Here is a 14,697-nt window from a genome sequence, read left to right as displayed (position 1 = left end):
ATATTAGAATTTCTCCCCTGACACTTTCTGTTTCCTTTGATACATAAAGTCATAAATCCTAAACAACAAACATATCATCTAAAATGCGTTTTTATTCACATCTTAGACCGGGTATACATACACTAATAAAAGAAATTTCTCTTTCAAAAATAAGCAAAAAGATATATACTTAACAAAGTGAACTTTATTTTTAAATTTAATAAATCAGGTTTACTTTGAGGATGGATTAGGGTATTATTATAAAAATATTCAGTAATATTAAAGGGGGGAAGATCATTTGAAAAAGGTAACGATACTGAAAGCGTCCATCTTGTTCTTGGCGATTGCCAGTTTTCATTTGTTCTCAATCCCCCATGCCTTTGATATTGGCCATCATTATAAAGCTGTAGCCGACCAGCAGGAAATGCATGAGATGAAAGCCGGCCAAAATGCAGATGATGAAAAGAAATCCATCACAGGAGCATTTGCGCTGACTGCTTTATGGGCAATGGCTGTTCTGCTTATAACCGCTGAAAGCAAAAATACGGGTTACTCCCGCAGGCGCCAGCGGAAAAAAAGCTTTATACTGGCCAAATTTTATCAATCGTCTTATTTCGGCAAACTTCATGTTCAACATCACCCGATTATATAACGAAAATATGAGGAGGCTGTTAAACATGTTGTTTATCTTAAGAATGGTGATTTTAGGCTTATTTTCTTTCACAGCACTGAATTTATTTGTATGGCAAGGAATCGAAGTCATTCATGCCATGACAGATCTTTTCTCCAGCCATGAAAGCTGATTAAAAAACAAATGAAACCCGCTCGCATAATGTGAGCGGGTTTTTTATTATTGTTCTGTATGAAGGCGCCAGACAGCCGTGACCTTGCCTGACTCCTCTTCATCAATAAAGAAAGAGCCATTGCTGTATCTGTCGTTTGTCCGGAAGTCTTTTGCCTGCAGTTCTTTTCTGTCACCTTTTTCTGTTTCAGCCATAAATCGCTGATGAAGACCGCAAGCAAACAATGCTGCGACTCGGTGAGGGTTCTTCTTCAGTTCTCTTAGCATCACGACACCGCGTTTTGCGCGGGATGTTTTTTCAAACTCAGAAAGGCTCATGCGTTTCACCGCTCCCCGCTGAGTGAACAATACAATTGAATCGGATTCTTGAAGGATCTCTCCGGAGACAACAAAGTCATCTTCTTTTAGGTTAATCCCTTTGACACCTGCCGCACGTGCGCCAACTACATTTACTTCGTCTTCTCCAAACCATAGGCCGTACCCTAGGTGAGTGGCCAAAAAGATCTGGCTCTCCCCATTTGTTACATGCACATCGATCAGTTCGTCTTCACCCTTCAGATTTAAGGCCACAAGCGCTTTAGAATAACGCTGTGCTTTATAATGGGTGAGTTCTGTCTTTTTCACCATGCCGTTTTTCGTGAAGAACAATAGATACGCCGACGGGTCAAATTCTTTTATCGGTATGGCCTTTACAATCGTTTCATCACGGTCAATGGTGATCAGATTTGAAAAATGCTGGCCCATGTCCTTCCATCTGATATCAGGCAGCTGGTGAACCGGACAATAGATGTAGCTTCCTTTGTTCGTAAAGAGCAGCAGCACATCCGTCGTATTCATTTCAAACTGATGCAGCATCCTGTCCGTATCTTTCATTCCGAAATCCTGACCGTTGGAAGCGGCAAATGAGCGCTGGCTCGTCCGTTTTAGGTAACCATCCTTCGTAACGGTCACATATACGTCCTCAGACGCTACCATGACTTCAAGGTTAATTTTAATTTCCTCAATTTTTTCTTCAATCACGGAGCGTCTCGTGTCTGCATATTTCTTTTTCAGCGCTTTTAAGCTGTTTGTGATCACTTTTAACAGCTTTTTATCATTGCTCAGAATGGATTCGAGCTCTTCGATTTTTTTGCCGAGCTCTTCTGCCTCTTCCTTCAGCGCTGTGATATCTGTATTGGTTAAACGATATAGCTGCAATGACACGATGGCTTCAGCCTGAGGCTCTGTAAAATTATATTTCGCTATCAAGTTGTTTTTAGCGTCACGTTTATCGCTTGAAGAACGGATCGTTGCAATGACTTCATCCAAAATGGACAAAGCTTTCATGAGACCTTCTACGATGTGATGTCTGTCTTTTGCTTTTTGAAGCTCGTAGACAGACCGGTTTGTGACGACTTCCTTCTGGTGGCCGATATATGCATCCAAAATAGACGGCAGGCTCATCAGCATCGGACGGCGGTTATGAATGGCCACCATATTAAAGTTATATGTGATCTGCAAATCGGTATTTTTATATAAGAAATTCAAAATGCCTTTGGCATCCGCTTCTTTCTTCAGTTCAATGACCACTCTCAGCCCTGTCCGATCCGTTTCATCGCGAACCTCTGAGATGCCCTCAACCTTTTTATCAAGGCGGTACTCGTCCATTTTTTTCACAAGATTTGCTTTGTTTACTTCAAATGGAATTTCCGTAATGACAATTTGTTCACGTCCGCCTCTGATGGCTTCAATTTCAGCTTTTCCGCGGATAATAATTTTTCCTTTTCCGGTTTCGTAAGCTTTTCTTATGCCGTCAACGCCTTGAATAATACCGCCTGTCGGAAAATCAGGCCCTTTAATGACTTCCATGAGTTCATCAATAGAGCAAGATGGCATTTGAATACGCTTAATGACAGCATCAATGACTTCTCCCAAATGATGAGGGGGAATGTCGGTCGCGTATCCTGCAGAAATCCCGGTAGATCCGTTGACCAATAGGTTAGGAAACATCGCCGGGAGTACAACAGGCTCCTTGCTTGTATCATCGAAGTTCGGCACAAATTCAACCGTATTTTTGTCAATATCCCGAAGAAGCTCAGATGCAATCGGAGATAGTCGTGCCTCTGTATAACGCATGGCTGCCGGGGGATCTCCGTCGATGCTTCCGTTGTTCCCGTGCATTTCGATTAACACATTTCGCACTTTCCAATCCTGGCTCATCCGCACCATTGCTTCATAAACCGAACTGTCACCGTGCGGATGATAGTTACCGATAACGTTACCGACCGTTTTGGCTGCTTTTCTGAAGTTTTTATCAAACGTGTTTCCATCTGTATGCATCGCATACAGAATTCTGCGCTGTACCGGCTTTAAGCCGTCTCTCGCATCAGGAAGCGCCCTGTCTTGAATAATATATTTACTGTAGCGTCCAAAACGGTCGCCGATGACCTCTTCTAATGGTAAATCATGAAATAATTCTGGCTGTGACAATCATTAAACCTCCTCAGCGACCGATAAGTTTTCATTTTCTAAAATATTGCTTTCTTCATCTAAGCCGAAAGCGACGTTTTTCTCAATCCACTTTCTGCGCGGCTCTACTTTGTCTCCCATTAACGTCGTCACACGTCTCTCTACACGTGCCGCATCGTCGATTTTGACTCTTACAAGCGTGCGGGACTCCGGATTCATTGTCGTTTCCCACAGCTGGTCTGCGTTCATCTCTCCAAGACCCTTGTATCGCTGAATGGTATATCCTTTTCCGACTTTTTTCAGGACATCATCCATCTCTTCATCAGACCATGCGTATTCAATGATTTCCTTTTTCCCGCTTCCTTTGCTGACCTTATATAAAGGAGGCAGTGCAATGAACACCTTGCCATGCTCAATGAGCGGCTTCATATAGCGATAGAAAAAGGTGAGAAGCAGCACTTGAATATGAGCGCCGTCGGTATCGGCATCTGTCATTATGATGATTTTGTCGTAGTTGATGTCATCAATTGAGAAATCCGCCCCGACACCCCCGCCAATCGCATGAATGATCGTATTGATCTCTTCATTTTTAAAGATATCAGCAAGCTTAGCTTTTTCCGTATTAATGACTTTACCGCGTAAAGGCAGAACCGCTTGGAATCTGCGGTCTCTTCCCTGCTTAGCTGACCCGCCTGCTGAATCACCCTCAACGAGATACAATTCATTCTTTGCCGGGTTTCTCGAACCCGCAGGCGTCAGCTTCCCGCTTAATGTCGCTTCTGATTTTTTTCGTTTTTTGCCGCTTCTTGCTTCTTCACGGGCTTTGCGTGCCGCTTCGCGCGCCTGGCTCGCTTTGATTGCTTTTTTAACAAGAAGCGTTGCAGTATCCCGGTTTTCCTCTAAAAAGTAAGCAAGCTGCTCTGAAACAATCGCATCAACCGCTGACCTCGCTTCACTAGTACCGAGCTTTCCTTTTGTTTGTCCCTCAAATTGAAGAAGCTCCTCAGGAATGCGGACAGAAATAATGGCTGAAAGCCCTTCCCTTATATCAGTGCCTTCAAGGTTCTTATCCTTTTCTTTCAGCAAAGCCACTTTTCTCGCATATTCATTAAAAGCACGTGTCATCGCAGTTTTTGCACCTGACTCATGAGTCCCGCCGTCTTTTGTTCTGACGTTGTTAACAAACGATAAAATGTTTTCAGAATAGCCGTCGTTAAACTGGAACGCAAAGTCTACTTCTATTGAATGATGCTCTCCTTCAAACGAGACCACTTCAGACAAGACGTCTTTTTCCTCATTTAAGTAAGCGACAAACGCTTCTATGCCGTTCTCATAATAAAAGACCTCATGTTGGTCATTGCGCTCGTCAATCAGCTCAATTTTTAATCCTTTTAACAAAAACGCAGATTCTCTTAAGCGCTCAGAAAGCGTTTCAAAATTATAAGTTGTTGCGCTGAACATCGTTGGATCTGGCTTAAAGTGCGTAAGCGTTCCAGTCTTTTTTGTTTTGCCGATCTTTTCGAGAGATGTAACCGGTTTTCCTCCATTTTCAAATCGCTGCTGATAGACGAAACCGTCCCGCTCAATCGTAACCGTCAGCCATTCAGATAAAGCATTCACGACTGATGCACCAACTCCGTGCAGCCCTCCGCTTGTCTTATAGCCGCCTTGGCCGAACTTTCCTCCGGCATGAAGCACCGTTAAAATCACTTCAGGGGTTGGTTTGCCGAGCTTATGCATTCCGGTCGGCATGCCGCGGCCTCTATCCTGAACAGAAATACTGTTGTCTTTATGTATTTTGACGATTATGTGATCTCCATGGCCGGCAAGCACCTCGTCGACAGAGTTATCTACAATTTCATAAACCAAGTGGTGCAAGCCACGCGCGTCAGTAGAACCAATATACATACCCGGCCTTTTCCTGACGGCCTCAAGGCCTTCGAGCACCTGTATGGCATCTTCGTTGTAATCAAATTGCTGTTTTCTAGCCAAACGTACAAACCCCTTTCAAAAACTAACATTGTCTTTCTCTTTTTCAGTGTTACGCATCAATTGTATAAAGTATTTGTTAAAACCTTGCCTCGAGCCGGTACTGCCTTGGACTCCCCATTATAACCAATATGTTCGCAATCGCAACATAGAGCTAACGAATCAGTTCGCAAAACATCGGCTAGTGCTGTTTTCACACTATGAGAACGTATGTTTGTTTATTATATATAAAGCAGCAGACCTTCGCAAATCGAACGGCCGAAACCCAGCTAGACAAGGTATTCAAAAAAAGCTGTTCAAGCTTTATTGTATCTGTTTCACCGTAATACGCAAACAATATCTTAAAATTAAAAAGCAAAAATCCTTGAATTCACAAGGATTTTTGCAGTTCTGCACCTATTTTGTTACAGCGTGCGCCACTTTTATGCACAGATCCATGATAACCGTTCTGTTTTTTTCCTTTAGCATCTGGTAAGCCTCTTCGTTTACCAGCCCTTGCTGTGCCCAAAATACTGGGGCATCTGTCTCCAAAAACTCTTCCGCCACGCCTGGCAGCTGTTCTGAGCGCCGGAATACATTGACGATGTCAATTGGACCGTCAATCTCTTTTAAAGATGAAACGGCTTTGACACCAAGTGCCTCATCAATTGTAGGATTGACGGGAATGATTTCATAGCCCGCATCCTGCATCGCTTTTGAAACCATATGCGACGTTCTATCCGGCCGGTCTGATAGCCCCACTACCGCAATTCGCTTGCTTCTTTCAAGAATCTCTTTAATTTCCGCTTTGGAAGGGTTTTGCATCATGTACCACTCCTTTTTCATCTATTTTACATGATCAAAATGTAAGAAATCAAAATATGATGCATGTTTGATTGAATTTGCAAGCAAACTTTAAAAAAACTTATCATCAGATTATGATATCTCATGTTAAAATAGAAAGAAGGGACTTTGAAAAAGGAGAAATGTAGATGTTAATTGCTTTATTGATTATTTTGGCCTACTTGATAGGCAGCATTCCATCTGGCTTAATTGTGGGCAAGCTTGCCAAGGGAATTGATATTAGGGAGCACGGAAGCGGCAACTTAGGCGCTACCAATGCATTCCGTACGCTGGGCGTAAAAGCAGGTTCGATCGTGATAGCCGGAGATATTTTGAAAGGGACGCTGGCAACTGCATTGCCATTTCTCATGCATGTTGATATTCACCCGCTTCTAGCAGGAGTCTTTGCAGTTTTAGGCCATGTGTTTCCCATCTTCGCTAAATTTAAAGGCGGCAAAGCCGTGGCAACGTCCGGAGGCGTTTTGCTATTTTACGCACCTCTGTTATTTATCACGATGGTTGCGGTATTCTTTATCTTTTTATACTTGACTAAATTTGTTTCTCTGTCATCGATGTTAACAGGGATCTATACTGTTATATATAGTCTCTTTGTCCATGATAAGTATTTATTGATTGTCGTTACCCTGCTCACTATTTTTGTGATATACAGACACCGGGCGAACATTAAACGAATTATCAATAAAACAGAACCTAAAGTGAAATGGTTATAAACCTTCTCTTTTGACACAGAATAGCCTAATACGTTTATAATAGAGAAAATTCAAATGAAGAACAAAGGGGTGTTCTGTTATGAATATGACAATTAACGAAGACGCACTGAACTGGTATAAGGAAGAGCTCGATTTAGAAAGCGGAGACCAGGTTCGCTTTTTCGTCCGCTACGGTGGCTGTAGCAACGTTCAAAAGGGATTTTCCCTCGGAGTGGCAAAAGATGCCCCACAAGAGGCTGGAGCCACTGCAGAAGCCGGCGGCATTACGTTCTTTATTGAAGAAAGTGATCTATGGTACTTCGATAACCACGACCTTCTAGTCAGCTATTCAGAGGACGCTGGTGAACCGGTTTTTGAATACCAATAAAAAAGAACGCACATAATGTGCGTTCTTTTTTTTACAAATGAAATCGTGTAAGATGATCGGTCAGGTTTTCTTGTTCCAAAATATATTTTTGTGTCTCACCCAGCAGATCAAAGTGAGGAAATTCACTTTTTCTATGTATCCATTCTTTTTTTAAACCGTACGCCGCTCCCCATTGAATCAGCTTATCAATATCTGCACAGCCGGCTTTAGTCACGGTCTTTGCTTCTGGAAACCGGTCATCCAGCCAATAATGTGTTAAAAATGCGATTTCTCCTCTTTTCACGGCGTGTTTCCACCGGTTAAGTTCCTCACGTTTTACACCAAACGCCATATCTCGTTCACTTCCCTATTTTTTGGCCTTTTCATATGCTGCGTGCCAATCTGGGAAAGCTTTGCGGAACTGAATAGGCTTAAAGCTTTCTTTATCCACACAAATATGAGATGAGGTGGCTTCGATAGAAAGCTCACCGGCCGGATTATAAATGTGATAACCATAAATGGTTTTAAAGCCGTTGTATTCCTCTATCCATGTGTGCACAACCGCGGTTTCTCCGTAATGAAGCGGCTTTTTATAGGAAATATTGATATCAACGACTGGAGAAAGAACGCCTTTCTTTTCCATATCACTGTATAAAAAGCCTAAGTCCTTAATGAGGGCCGTTCTGCCGAGCTCCATCCACACAAGATAATTTGCGTGATAGACAATCCCCATTTGATCTGTTTCTGCATAACGCACTTCTATTTCTTTTTTTGATACATGCAAGATTACTCTGCTCCCTTAACGTCAATTTAGCCCCATTTTACCATAATCAAATCAGAAAGAAAAAAACCAGGTTTCCCTGGTTTTTAAGAGCGGTATCCGTTTTCTCTCGCTGCGGACTCGTCTTGAATTTCATTGCGAAAAGCTTCGATGCTCTGTTCGCGTCTTGCATTTTTTTCTTTGATGCGCTGCTTATCTTCTCCCGAAGCAAACTCCATTGATTCTTCTGCTTCTTCTATGTTTTCAATTGTGTTTTGAACCATATCCTGCAATTTTTCTACATTATCAGAACGATCATCAGGTTTTGGCTGCTGCTGATATTGATTTTGGTTATTCGTCATTCGGATGTACCTCCTAGAAATAAACTCTGTTCGGCGTTACTCGCCTTTTGTCTGCATGATGATAGGCTGCTGCCCGGAAGTATCATGCATTTTTTCCCCTTTATTGGCTTTATATTTCACAGGCTTTGTACCCAAGTGGCTTGGAGCATATTGAGGCTGACCGTTTTTCTTGTTGTTTCCCATGTTTATCCCTCCTCAACAGATAGGATTCTCAAAAGGAGGGGTAAACATGAATACAAATTAAAGGTTATTTTTGCTTAAATCGCTGTTCAAGCTTTTCCTCAAGCTGATTTAAATACTCTGTATTGGTCATCAGCTCTTTTTTGTTTTCCATGACGAGCTCATGAAAAGAACGCTTTCTCATCTTCTTCACTCTTCTCACCTCCGCATATTCTTTTATTTTTTCCAATTCTGAAAACTTGTAAGCATATCTGAACATAAAAAAACTGAATCTAATCAAGATCCAGTTTTTGTTCCATTTCTTTTTTTGTCATGGTGCCAATGTGTATGTCTTGTATGACGCCTTTTTCATCTAAGATATACGTCATTGGGTATGACATCACATTATAGTCAGCATTAATCCCTTTTTTATCAATCAAGATGGGAAACGTTAAGTCATAGGTATCAGCAAACGCCTGAACCTGTTTTTCGCTTTTCTCAGCTGAAGTGAAATTAACCGCAACAACCGCAAGTTCGTCAGCGTGCTCTTTTTGCAGCTGTTCCATCGCTGGCATTTCTTGACGGCACGGTTTACACCAAGTTGCCCAGAAATTGAGCAGCACTTTTTTGCCTTTTGTGTCCTGTAAGGAACTTTTCTCTCCTGATAGCGTTTTCAAAGAAAAATTAGGTGCTTGCTGTCCCTCTTCAATCCCCACTTCTTTTTTGCTGTATGTTTGATACAAATTCCATCCCATATAACCGGCAAGCACGATAAGCAGAATCCCTGCGAGCCATTTTTTCAGCATATGCCACCTCCGCAGCACACTTTGTCATAAAAAGAAGAGAAAGCTTAATGCCTTCTCTTCCTATTGATTCATCAGGATTGCTTCATTTTATCGCGAAGCACCATTTGCAGGATACCGCCATGGCGGTAGTAATCAATTTCAACTTCACTATCAAAGCGGACAAGTGCTTCAAATGTTTTTACATTTCCGTCTTCATCAATTGCTCTTACTGTAACGATATCACGAGGGCGTACGCTTTCATCAACATCTACCTCGATGATTTCTTTACCAGTTAAGCCGAGTGTTTCCGCATTTTCACCTTGTTTAAATTGAAGCGGCAGCACACCCATGAATACAAGGTTGCTTCTGTGAATTCTTTCAAAGCTCTCGGCAATTACCGTTCTGATGCCAAGAAGGTTTGTTCCTTTTGCAGCCCAGTCACGTGAAGAACCCATACCATAGTCTTTTCCAGCTAATACGACAAGACCGGTTTTATCTTCTTTGTATCTCATACACGCATCATAGATCGATGTTACTTCACCAGTCGGCCAGTACGTTGTAAATCCACCTTCTGTACCCGGCGCAATTTGGTTTTTGATGCGGATGTTTGCAAATGTTCCTCTCATCATGACTTCATGGTTACCGCGGCGGGAACCGTAGGAGTTAAAGTCACGAGGAGAAACACCTTTCTCTTGCAAGTACTTACCGGCAGGCGTGTCTTTTCCGATTGCCCCTGCAGGAGAAATATGGTCAGTTGTGACTGAATCGCCGAATTTACCGACAACACGCAGGCCTTTTAATGGCTCAACCTTTCCTGGTTCAACAGACATTTCTTCGAAGAATGGCGGGTTCTGAATGTAAGTTGACTCACTATCCCATTTATATAATGCTTCATCTGTTGTTTCAATCTCGTTCCAGCGCTTGTTATCGTCAAATACCGTTTCATACTCTTTGCGGAAGAGCTCAGGCGTAACAGTTTGCTTAACAAGTGAATTAATTTCGTCCATTGACGGCCAAATGTCGTTAAAGTATACGTTTTGACCATCTTTGCCCACACCGATCGGATCGGTTTTCAGGTTAATGTTTACCGTTCCAGCCAGCGCATATGCCACAACAAGCGGCGGTGAAGCAAGATAGTTGCCTTTAACAAGCGGGTGAATACGCCCTTCAAAGTTACGGTTTCCGGAAAGGACAGACGTAATCAGAAGATCATTTTTCGCAACTGCTTCTTCAATTTCTGGTGAAAGCGGACCTGAGTTTCCGATACATGTTGTACATCCGTACCCAACGAGGTTAAAACCAAGCTCTTTCATGTATGGAAGAAGGCCTGAATTCACAAGATATCCTGTAACGACTTTAGAACCTGGTGCAAGTGACGTTTTCACGTAATTAGGTACCTTAAGCCCTAATTCAACCGCTTTTTTCGCTACTAGTCCGGCGCCGATCAGAACGTACGGGTTTGATGTATTCGTACAGCTTGTAATCGCAGCAATGGCGATTGCACCCGTTTTCATAACTGTTTCTTCGCCGTTAAGGAGTTTAAACTTAATTTCTTTATCTTCTTCTTCAGCATTTAAACCGAATCCTTGGTTACCAGCAGGGCTGACCAAATGCTTTTTAAATGTTTCCTGCATAGCAGAAAGCGGGATTAAATCCTGAGGACGCTTTGGACCTGATAAGTTTGCTTCAATTTGCGACAGGTCAATTTCAACCACATCAGTAAATTGAGGGTCTTCAGCATCAGGAGTGTAGAACAAGCCATTACTTCTGCAGTATGCTTCAACAACATCAATATGTTCAGGATCACGGCCTGTCAGACGCAAGTAGTTGAGCGCTTCTTCATCTACTGGGAAGAAACCGCATGTAGCGCCGTATTCCGGAGCCATGTTCGCAATTGTTGCACGATCCGCAAGCGGCAGTTCAGCAATTCCCGGTCCGAAGAATTCAACAAACTTGCCGACAACGCCTTTTTGACGCAGCACCTGTGTCACTTTTAACGCCAAGTCAGTAGCTGTTGTTCCGTTTGGAAGCTTGCCGACAAGTTTCGCGCCGATTACCTCAGGAACTGGGAAGTAAGAAGGCTGTCCAAGCATTCCCGCTTCAGCTTCAATTCCGCCGACACCCCAGCCGAGAACGCCGATACCGTTAATCATTGTAGTATGTGAGTCTGTTCCGACAAGCGTATCAGGATACGTTACAAGCTCGCCGTCTTCTTCAATGGCATGGACGACACTTGCCAGGAACTCTAGGTTTACCTGGTGCACGATACCTGTTGCAGGCGGCACTGCCTGATAGTTATTAAACGCTTTCTTTGCCCAGCTTAAAAATTTGTAGCGCTCTGCATTTCTTTCGAATTCCAAGTCCATATTAATAGCTAACGCATCTTCTGTTCCCGCTTTATCAACCTGTACAGAGTGGTCGATAACGAGATCAACAGGAATTTCAGGGTTAATTTTATCAGGATCTCCGCCGACAGCTGCCATCGCTTTACGCAGTGAAGCAAGGTCTACTACTGCCGGAACCCCTGTGAAGTCTTGTAAAATAACACGAGACGGTTTGAACGGAACGTCGATTTCCTTTAATTCGGCAGTTCCCCATTTTGCCAAATTTTCCACGTGTTCTTTTTTGATGACGAATCCGTCAACTTGACGTAATACTGATTCTAAAAGAACTTTGATGGAATAAGGAAGCTTCGAAACCTTCCCGATACCTGAATCTTCTAACGCTTTTAAAGAGTAGTAATGATATGTTTTCCCATTTGTAGTAAACGTTTTTCTCGCTTGGAAAACGTCTTTTGCTGCAGTTTTTTGCTCGTTTGCCATTCTCCAAAATCCCCCTTCAGATCAGATCATTCTCAGATGAACGTAAATTCCATCACAATTTTCTCACAATTTCATATTAAAACAAAATCATACATAAGTAAATATCAATGTTTTTATTAAATACAATAAGTTCGGCTTATCGGACAAATGTACCGGTAATTATTACTGTTTATGCTCTCTCATATAACGCAACAAAAGGAGCCATATTATGATTGAGGTGATAATGATGGTTAAAAGAAAAGCGAATCACGTAATTAACGGAATGAATGACGCGAAAAGCCAAGGCAAAGGCGCCGGCTACGTCGAAAACGACCAGCTTGTACTGACTGAAGCTGAACGCCAAAATAATAAAAAAAGAAAAACCAATCAATAACACCGGACTCTTTTAAGGAGGTTCTATTTTATGACCAATAAAAATACAAGTAAAGATATGCATAAAAACGCCCCTAAAGGACACAATCCGGGTCAGCCGGAGCCTCTCAGTGGAAGCAAAAAAGTGAAGAACCGAAACCACACAAGACAGAAGCATAACTCAAGCCATGATATGTAAGAAAAGCAGACCTTAGTGTCTGTTTTTTTTATGCGTTCACCCATTTCCGATCCTCCGCATATGATGTAAAGCAAGGTTGATATGTGGAGGAATGCTTCCATGACCCATTCAAAACGTAATGATGCTAATGATTTCGATGGTATGGATGAATGGCTTCGGCAATTTTTTGAAGACCCCTTCGCCTGGTACGACGAAACATTGCCTATTGATTTATATGAAACAAGTCAGCAGTATATTATTGAAGCGGATCTGACTTTTTTAAAGCCGACACAAGTAACGGTTACCCTGTCTGGATGCGATTTCATCTTAACGGTCAAATCGTCAGGACAGACTATTGAAAAACAAATGATGCTTCCTTTTTATTTAAATGACAAAACCATTCAAACCGAATGTGAAAATCAAATACTCACAGTTGCCGTCAATAAAGAAACAGAAGATGGTTCTTCTTTTTCTCTTCAATTTCCTCTCAGCTAACATAAAAAGTCACTTTCATCCCCTATTATGAAAGTGACTTTTTTTCCGTCCATTTATCGTCAAATACCCTCTAGTGACTCTCCCATGGCCAAATAGCAGATTCACTATACAATAGAATATGATCTACTATCTCTTTTGACTAGACGTCTATCACTTTTTTCTATTCTTTTTTTACTGTGTTCTTCTAATCTCTCTTCGTATACAATATGGTTAGAATAAGGGGGAATGATTGATGCTGGAAGGCTGGTTTTTGTGGTTTATTCTGTTTTGGGTGATCATGATGGTTGTCTTATTATCAATCGGCGGTTTTTTTATGTTTCGAAAATTTCTAAAGCGTTTACCAAAAGAAGACGGCAGGTCAGAGCTTGATTGGCAGGATTACTATATCAAAAACAGCAGGCACTTGTGGAGCGATGAAAACAAACAATTTCTGAATGAATTGGTATCTCCGGTTCCGGAGCTGTTCAGAGATGCAGCAAAAGCCAAAATCGCAGGTAAAATCGGTGAGCTTGCATTAAAAGAAAAGGTATCAAAGATTGATCAGCAACTGATGATCAGAGGCTATATTCTCGCAACTCCTAAAAGAGACCATACCTTCTTAAAAAGGCATCTGCGAGACAAAAAAATCGATCTCGAACCTTATCAAGCCCTTCTTAAATAAAAAACCTTTCCTGACAGGAGGAAAGGTTTTTTAATTCATTTGAATATTAGCTGACTGCAGCTCGTTATGAAGTTTTCGGTATGATAAATACATGGCGATTCTCCACGGCACAATCATACCGAAAGCCAGAATCCAAAACATTCCGCTCAGTGCGCCGTAGTCAATCGATGTGCTTAAGATCGATTTCATCACGATCCTGATCACTAAAAGACCGACTAATATAAATACAAATGCTTTAGAGCGTTTCATGTAAATTTCATTATTTTTAATTTCAAACTTAGAAGTTTTGATGAGAAAAATAGAGAAAATCACGCCTAAAGTGATCGCTTCTAAAAACTCTGCACCAGTTACCCAAAATACCGGAAATAAAAACATTAACGCTCCCGTACTCATAAAAATCGGCGGAAGAATGATTTTTTTCGGTGAAACGGGCTTGTCAGAGGACTTAATTCTGACCACCATTACAGCTACAGCCATTAACACAGCAATAATCGATGAAACTATAATCATCATACTTATCATTCCTTTGTTTCTCGGAGTGTTGATACTATATACTATACTCCAAAACAATAAAAAAAACCATTTTGAAAAGAAATGACTTTAATGTCCCATAACACGGCTAACAGCTTCTAACACTTTTGTTTCCTCGAACGGCTTAACAATAAAGTCCTTTGCTCCCAGTTCAATCGCTTCAGATACAATTCTTTGCTGGCGCATGGCAGTGCACATGATGACCTTCGCTTTAGGATCAAAGGTTAAGATATCACGAAGAGCCTTAATACCATTTTTCACTGGCATAGTAATATCCATTGTCACGATGTCCGGCCGCAGTTTTTTATACAGGTCCGCTGCTTGCTCACCGTCCGCCGCTTCGCCTGCGATTATATAATTTGCCTCTTCCAAGATCTCTCTGATTTTCACTCTCATGAACTTGGCGTCGTCTACAACTAAAACTCTTGTCATATTCCCCTCCAAAAATCGATTTCCACAGATAATAGTCTTATTGT

Annotated in this window: 20 protein-coding genes; 8 read left to right on the top strand and 12 right to left on the bottom strand. The window is 41.8% G+C overall.

From position 1 onward, the window contains the following. The first annotated feature begins 277 nt into the window (after nt 1-277). Together LWH95_RS19955 and LWH95_RS21660 are read left to right on the top strand one after the other, a co-directional pair. Nucleotides 278-631 (top strand): hypothetical protein, encoded by a 354-nt coding sequence (locus LWH95_RS19955; RefSeq protein WP_003238171.1) that lies wholly within the window; start codon nt 278-280, stop codon nt 629-631. Nucleotides 632-656: 25 nt separating this feature from the next. Next, complete coding sequence (locus LWH95_RS21660) at nt 657-782, top strand: hypothetical protein (protein ID WP_003238174.1); 126 nt, start codon at nt 657-659, stop codon at nt 780-782. Nucleotides 783-829: 47 nt separating this feature from the next. Here LWH95_RS21660 and parC read toward each other — a convergent pair whose 3' ends face one another. From parC to LWH95_RS19940, 3 genes are all read right to left on the bottom strand, one after another. Continuing rightward, on the bottom strand, nt 830-3,250 hold the full coding sequence (gene parC / locus LWH95_RS19950; RefSeq protein WP_232920222.1) for a DNA topoisomerase IV subunit A: 2,421 nt from the start codon (nt 3,248-3,250) through the stop codon (nt 830-832). Nucleotides 3,251-3,253: 3 nt separating this feature from the next. Continuing rightward, the gene (gene parE, locus LWH95_RS19945) at nt 3,254-5,221 is read right to left on the bottom strand and encodes a DNA topoisomerase IV subunit B (protein WP_019258532.1); all 1,968 of its coding nucleotides are present in this window, start codon (nt 5,219-5,221) and stop codon (nt 3,254-3,256) included. 393 nt (nt 5,222-5,614) lie between these two features. Next, nucleotides 5,615-6,022 carry a CoA-binding protein gene (locus tag LWH95_RS19940; protein WP_060398715.1) on the bottom strand — a complete coding sequence of 136 codons (408 nt, stop codon included), beginning with the start codon at nt 6,020-6,022 and terminating at the stop codon, nt 5,615-5,617. Nucleotides 6,023-6,189: 167 nt separating this feature from the next. On the opposite strand from LWH95_RS19940, the gene plsY reads away from it, so the two are divergent. Together plsY and LWH95_RS19930 are read left to right on the top strand one after the other, a co-directional pair. Beyond that, a complete protein-coding gene (plsY, locus tag LWH95_RS19935) occupies nt 6,190-6,771 on the top strand; it encodes a glycerol-3-phosphate 1-O-acyltransferase PlsY (RefSeq protein ID WP_003238179.1) in 582 nt (193 codons plus the stop codon). A 79-nt stretch (nt 6,772-6,850) separates the two neighbouring features. Beyond that, on the top strand, nt 6,851-7,138 hold the full coding sequence (locus LWH95_RS19930; RefSeq protein WP_003238180.1) for a HesB/YadR/YfhF family protein: 288 nt from the start codon (nt 6,851-6,853) through the stop codon (nt 7,136-7,138). A gap of 31 nt (nt 7,139-7,169) precedes the next feature. Here the strand turns inward: LWH95_RS19930 and LWH95_RS19925 are convergent, their stop codons facing one another. The 7 genes from LWH95_RS19925 to acnA all read right to left on the bottom strand — a co-directional run bounded on the left by LWH95_RS19925 (nt 7,170) and on the right by acnA (nt 12,005). Then, a complete protein-coding gene (locus LWH95_RS19925; RefSeq protein ID WP_060398714.1) occupies nt 7,170-7,469 on the bottom strand; it encodes a hypothetical protein in 300 nt (99 codons plus the stop codon). 15 nt (nt 7,470-7,484) lie between these two features. Beyond that, entirely contained in the window at nt 7,485-7,901 is a 417-nt protein-coding gene (locus LWH95_RS19920; RefSeq protein WP_060398713.1) for a YbgC/FadM family acyl-CoA thioesterase, read from the bottom strand. Between the two features lie 83 nt (nt 7,902-7,984). Beyond that, nucleotides 7,985-8,239, bottom strand: coding sequence for a small acid-soluble spore protein Tlp (gene tlp, locus LWH95_RS19915; RefSeq protein ID WP_003238183.1), 255 nt, complete (start codon nt 8,237-8,239; stop codon nt 7,985-7,987). Between the two features lie 36 nt (nt 8,240-8,275). Then, nucleotides 8,276-8,422 (bottom strand): acid-soluble spore protein SspN, encoded by a 147-nt coding sequence (gene sspN, locus LWH95_RS19910; RefSeq protein ID WP_003221249.1) that lies wholly within the window; start codon nt 8,420-8,422, stop codon nt 8,276-8,278. A gap of 64 nt (nt 8,423-8,486) precedes the next feature. Continuing rightward, nucleotides 8,487-8,612, bottom strand: a complete 126-nt coding sequence (locus tag LWH95_RS19905; RefSeq protein ID WP_003244964.1) for an FbpB family small basic protein — start codon at nt 8,610-8,612, stop codon at nt 8,487-8,489. Nucleotides 8,613-8,691: 79 nt separating this feature from the next. After that, nucleotides 8,692-9,204 carry a redoxin domain-containing protein gene (locus LWH95_RS19900; protein ID WP_232920221.1) on the bottom strand — a complete coding sequence of 171 codons (513 nt, stop codon included), beginning with the start codon at nt 9,202-9,204 and terminating at the stop codon, nt 8,692-8,694. A gap of 71 nt (nt 9,205-9,275) precedes the next feature. Further along, nucleotides 9,276-12,005 carry an aconitate hydratase AcnA gene (gene acnA / locus LWH95_RS19895; RefSeq protein WP_088110838.1) on the bottom strand — a complete coding sequence of 910 codons (2,730 nt, stop codon included), beginning with the start codon at nt 12,003-12,005 and terminating at the stop codon, nt 9,276-9,278. A 226-nt stretch (nt 12,006-12,231) separates the two neighbouring features. On the opposite strand from acnA, the gene sspO reads away from it, so the two are divergent. The 4 genes from sspO (at nt 12,232) to yneK (ending at nt 13,690) form a co-directional block, all read left to right on the top strand. Continuing rightward, nucleotides 12,232-12,378: an acid-soluble spore protein SspO gene (gene sspO / locus LWH95_RS19890; protein ID WP_003221239.1), complete on the top strand. Its 147-nt coding sequence runs from the start codon at nt 12,232-12,234 to the stop codon at nt 12,376-12,378. 30 nt (nt 12,379-12,408) lie between these two features. Next, nucleotides 12,409-12,555, top strand: coding sequence for a small acid-soluble spore protein P (locus tag LWH95_RS19885; protein ID WP_003221237.1), 147 nt, complete (start codon nt 12,409-12,411; stop codon nt 12,553-12,555). Nucleotides 12,556-12,636: 81 nt separating this feature from the next. Continuing rightward, nucleotides 12,637-13,029, top strand: a complete 393-nt coding sequence (cotM, locus tag LWH95_RS19880) for an outer spore coat protein CotM (RefSeq protein ID WP_080429015.1) — start codon at nt 12,637-12,639, stop codon at nt 13,027-13,029. 232 nt (nt 13,030-13,261) lie between these two features. Next, the gene (gene yneK, locus LWH95_RS19875) at nt 13,262-13,690 is read left to right on the top strand and encodes a DynA interaction protein YneK (RefSeq protein ID WP_003238189.1); all 429 of its coding nucleotides are present in this window, start codon (nt 13,262-13,264) and stop codon (nt 13,688-13,690) included. A gap of 30 nt (nt 13,691-13,720) precedes the next feature. On the opposite strand, the gene LWH95_RS19870 is transcribed toward yneK, so the two are convergent. Further along, nucleotides 13,721-14,212, bottom strand: a complete 492-nt coding sequence (locus LWH95_RS19870) for a CcdC family protein (RefSeq protein WP_080010815.1) — start codon at nt 14,210-14,212, stop codon at nt 13,721-13,723. A gap of 78 nt (nt 14,213-14,290) precedes the next feature. Next, entirely contained in the window at nt 14,291-14,653 is a 363-nt protein-coding gene (locus LWH95_RS19865) for a response regulator (RefSeq protein ID WP_003238192.1), read from the bottom strand. Nucleotides 14,654-14,697: the final 44 nt, after the last annotated feature.

The sequence above is a fragment of the Bacillus sp. G16 genome, assembly GCF_021282335.1.
Lineage (GTDB): Bacteria > Bacillota > Bacilli > Bacillales > Bacillaceae > Bacillus > Bacillus inaquosorum.
Note: the sequence above shows the minus strand (reverse complement) of the source record. Positions and strands in the feature narration are given on the sequence as shown.

What these genes read in the sequence shown, in the direction of transcription:
- acnA (WP_088110838.1), bottom strand. Translation starts at nt 12,005, where the DNA reads ATGGCAAACGAGCAAAAAACTGCAGCAAAAGACGTTTTCCAAGCGAGA.
- LWH95_RS19900 (WP_232920221.1), bottom strand. Translation starts at nt 9,204, where the DNA reads ATGCTGAAAAAATGGCTCGCAGGGATTCTGCTTATCGTGCTTGCCGGT.
- LWH95_RS19940 (WP_060398715.1), bottom strand. Translation starts at nt 6,022, where the DNA reads ATGCAAAACCCTTCCAAAGCGGAAATTAAAGAGATTCTTGAAAGAAGC.
- LWH95_RS19925 (WP_060398714.1), bottom strand. Translation starts at nt 7,469, where the DNA reads ATGGCGTTTGGTGTAAAACGTGAGGAACTTAACCGGTGGAAACACGCC.
- LWH95_RS21660 (WP_003238174.1), top strand. Translation starts at nt 657, where the DNA reads ATGTTGTTTATCTTAAGAATGGTGATTTTAGGCTTATTTTCTTTCACA.
- sspO (WP_003221239.1), top strand. Translation starts at nt 12,232, where the DNA reads ATGGTTAAAAGAAAAGCGAATCACGTAATTAACGGAATGAATGACGCG.
- LWH95_RS19870 (WP_080010815.1), bottom strand. Translation starts at nt 14,212, where the DNA reads ATGATAAGTATGATGATTATAGTTTCATCGATTATTGCTGTGTTAATG.
- plsY (WP_003238179.1), top strand. Translation starts at nt 6,190, where the DNA reads ATGTTAATTGCTTTATTGATTATTTTGGCCTACTTGATAGGCAGCATT.
- LWH95_RS19930 (WP_003238180.1), top strand. Translation starts at nt 6,851, where the DNA reads ATGAATATGACAATTAACGAAGACGCACTGAACTGGTATAAGGAAGAG.
- cotM (WP_080429015.1), top strand. Translation starts at nt 12,637, where the DNA reads ATGTGGAGGAATGCTTCCATGACCCATTCAAAACGTAATGATGCTAAT.
- LWH95_RS19885 (WP_003221237.1), top strand. Translation starts at nt 12,409, where the DNA reads ATGACCAATAAAAATACAAGTAAAGATATGCATAAAAACGCCCCTAAA.
- tlp (WP_003238183.1), bottom strand. Translation starts at nt 8,239, where the DNA reads ATGACGAATAACCAAAATCAATATCAGCAGCAGCCAAAACCTGATGAT.
- LWH95_RS19865 (WP_003238192.1), bottom strand. Translation starts at nt 14,653, where the DNA reads ATGACAAGAGTTTTAGTTGTAGACGACGCCAAGTTCATGAGAGTGAAA.
- sspN (WP_003221249.1), bottom strand. Translation starts at nt 8,422, where the DNA reads ATGGGAAACAACAAGAAAAACGGTCAGCCTCAATATGCTCCAAGCCAC.
- yneK (WP_003238189.1), top strand. Translation starts at nt 13,262, where the DNA reads ATGCTGGAAGGCTGGTTTTTGTGGTTTATTCTGTTTTGGGTGATCATG.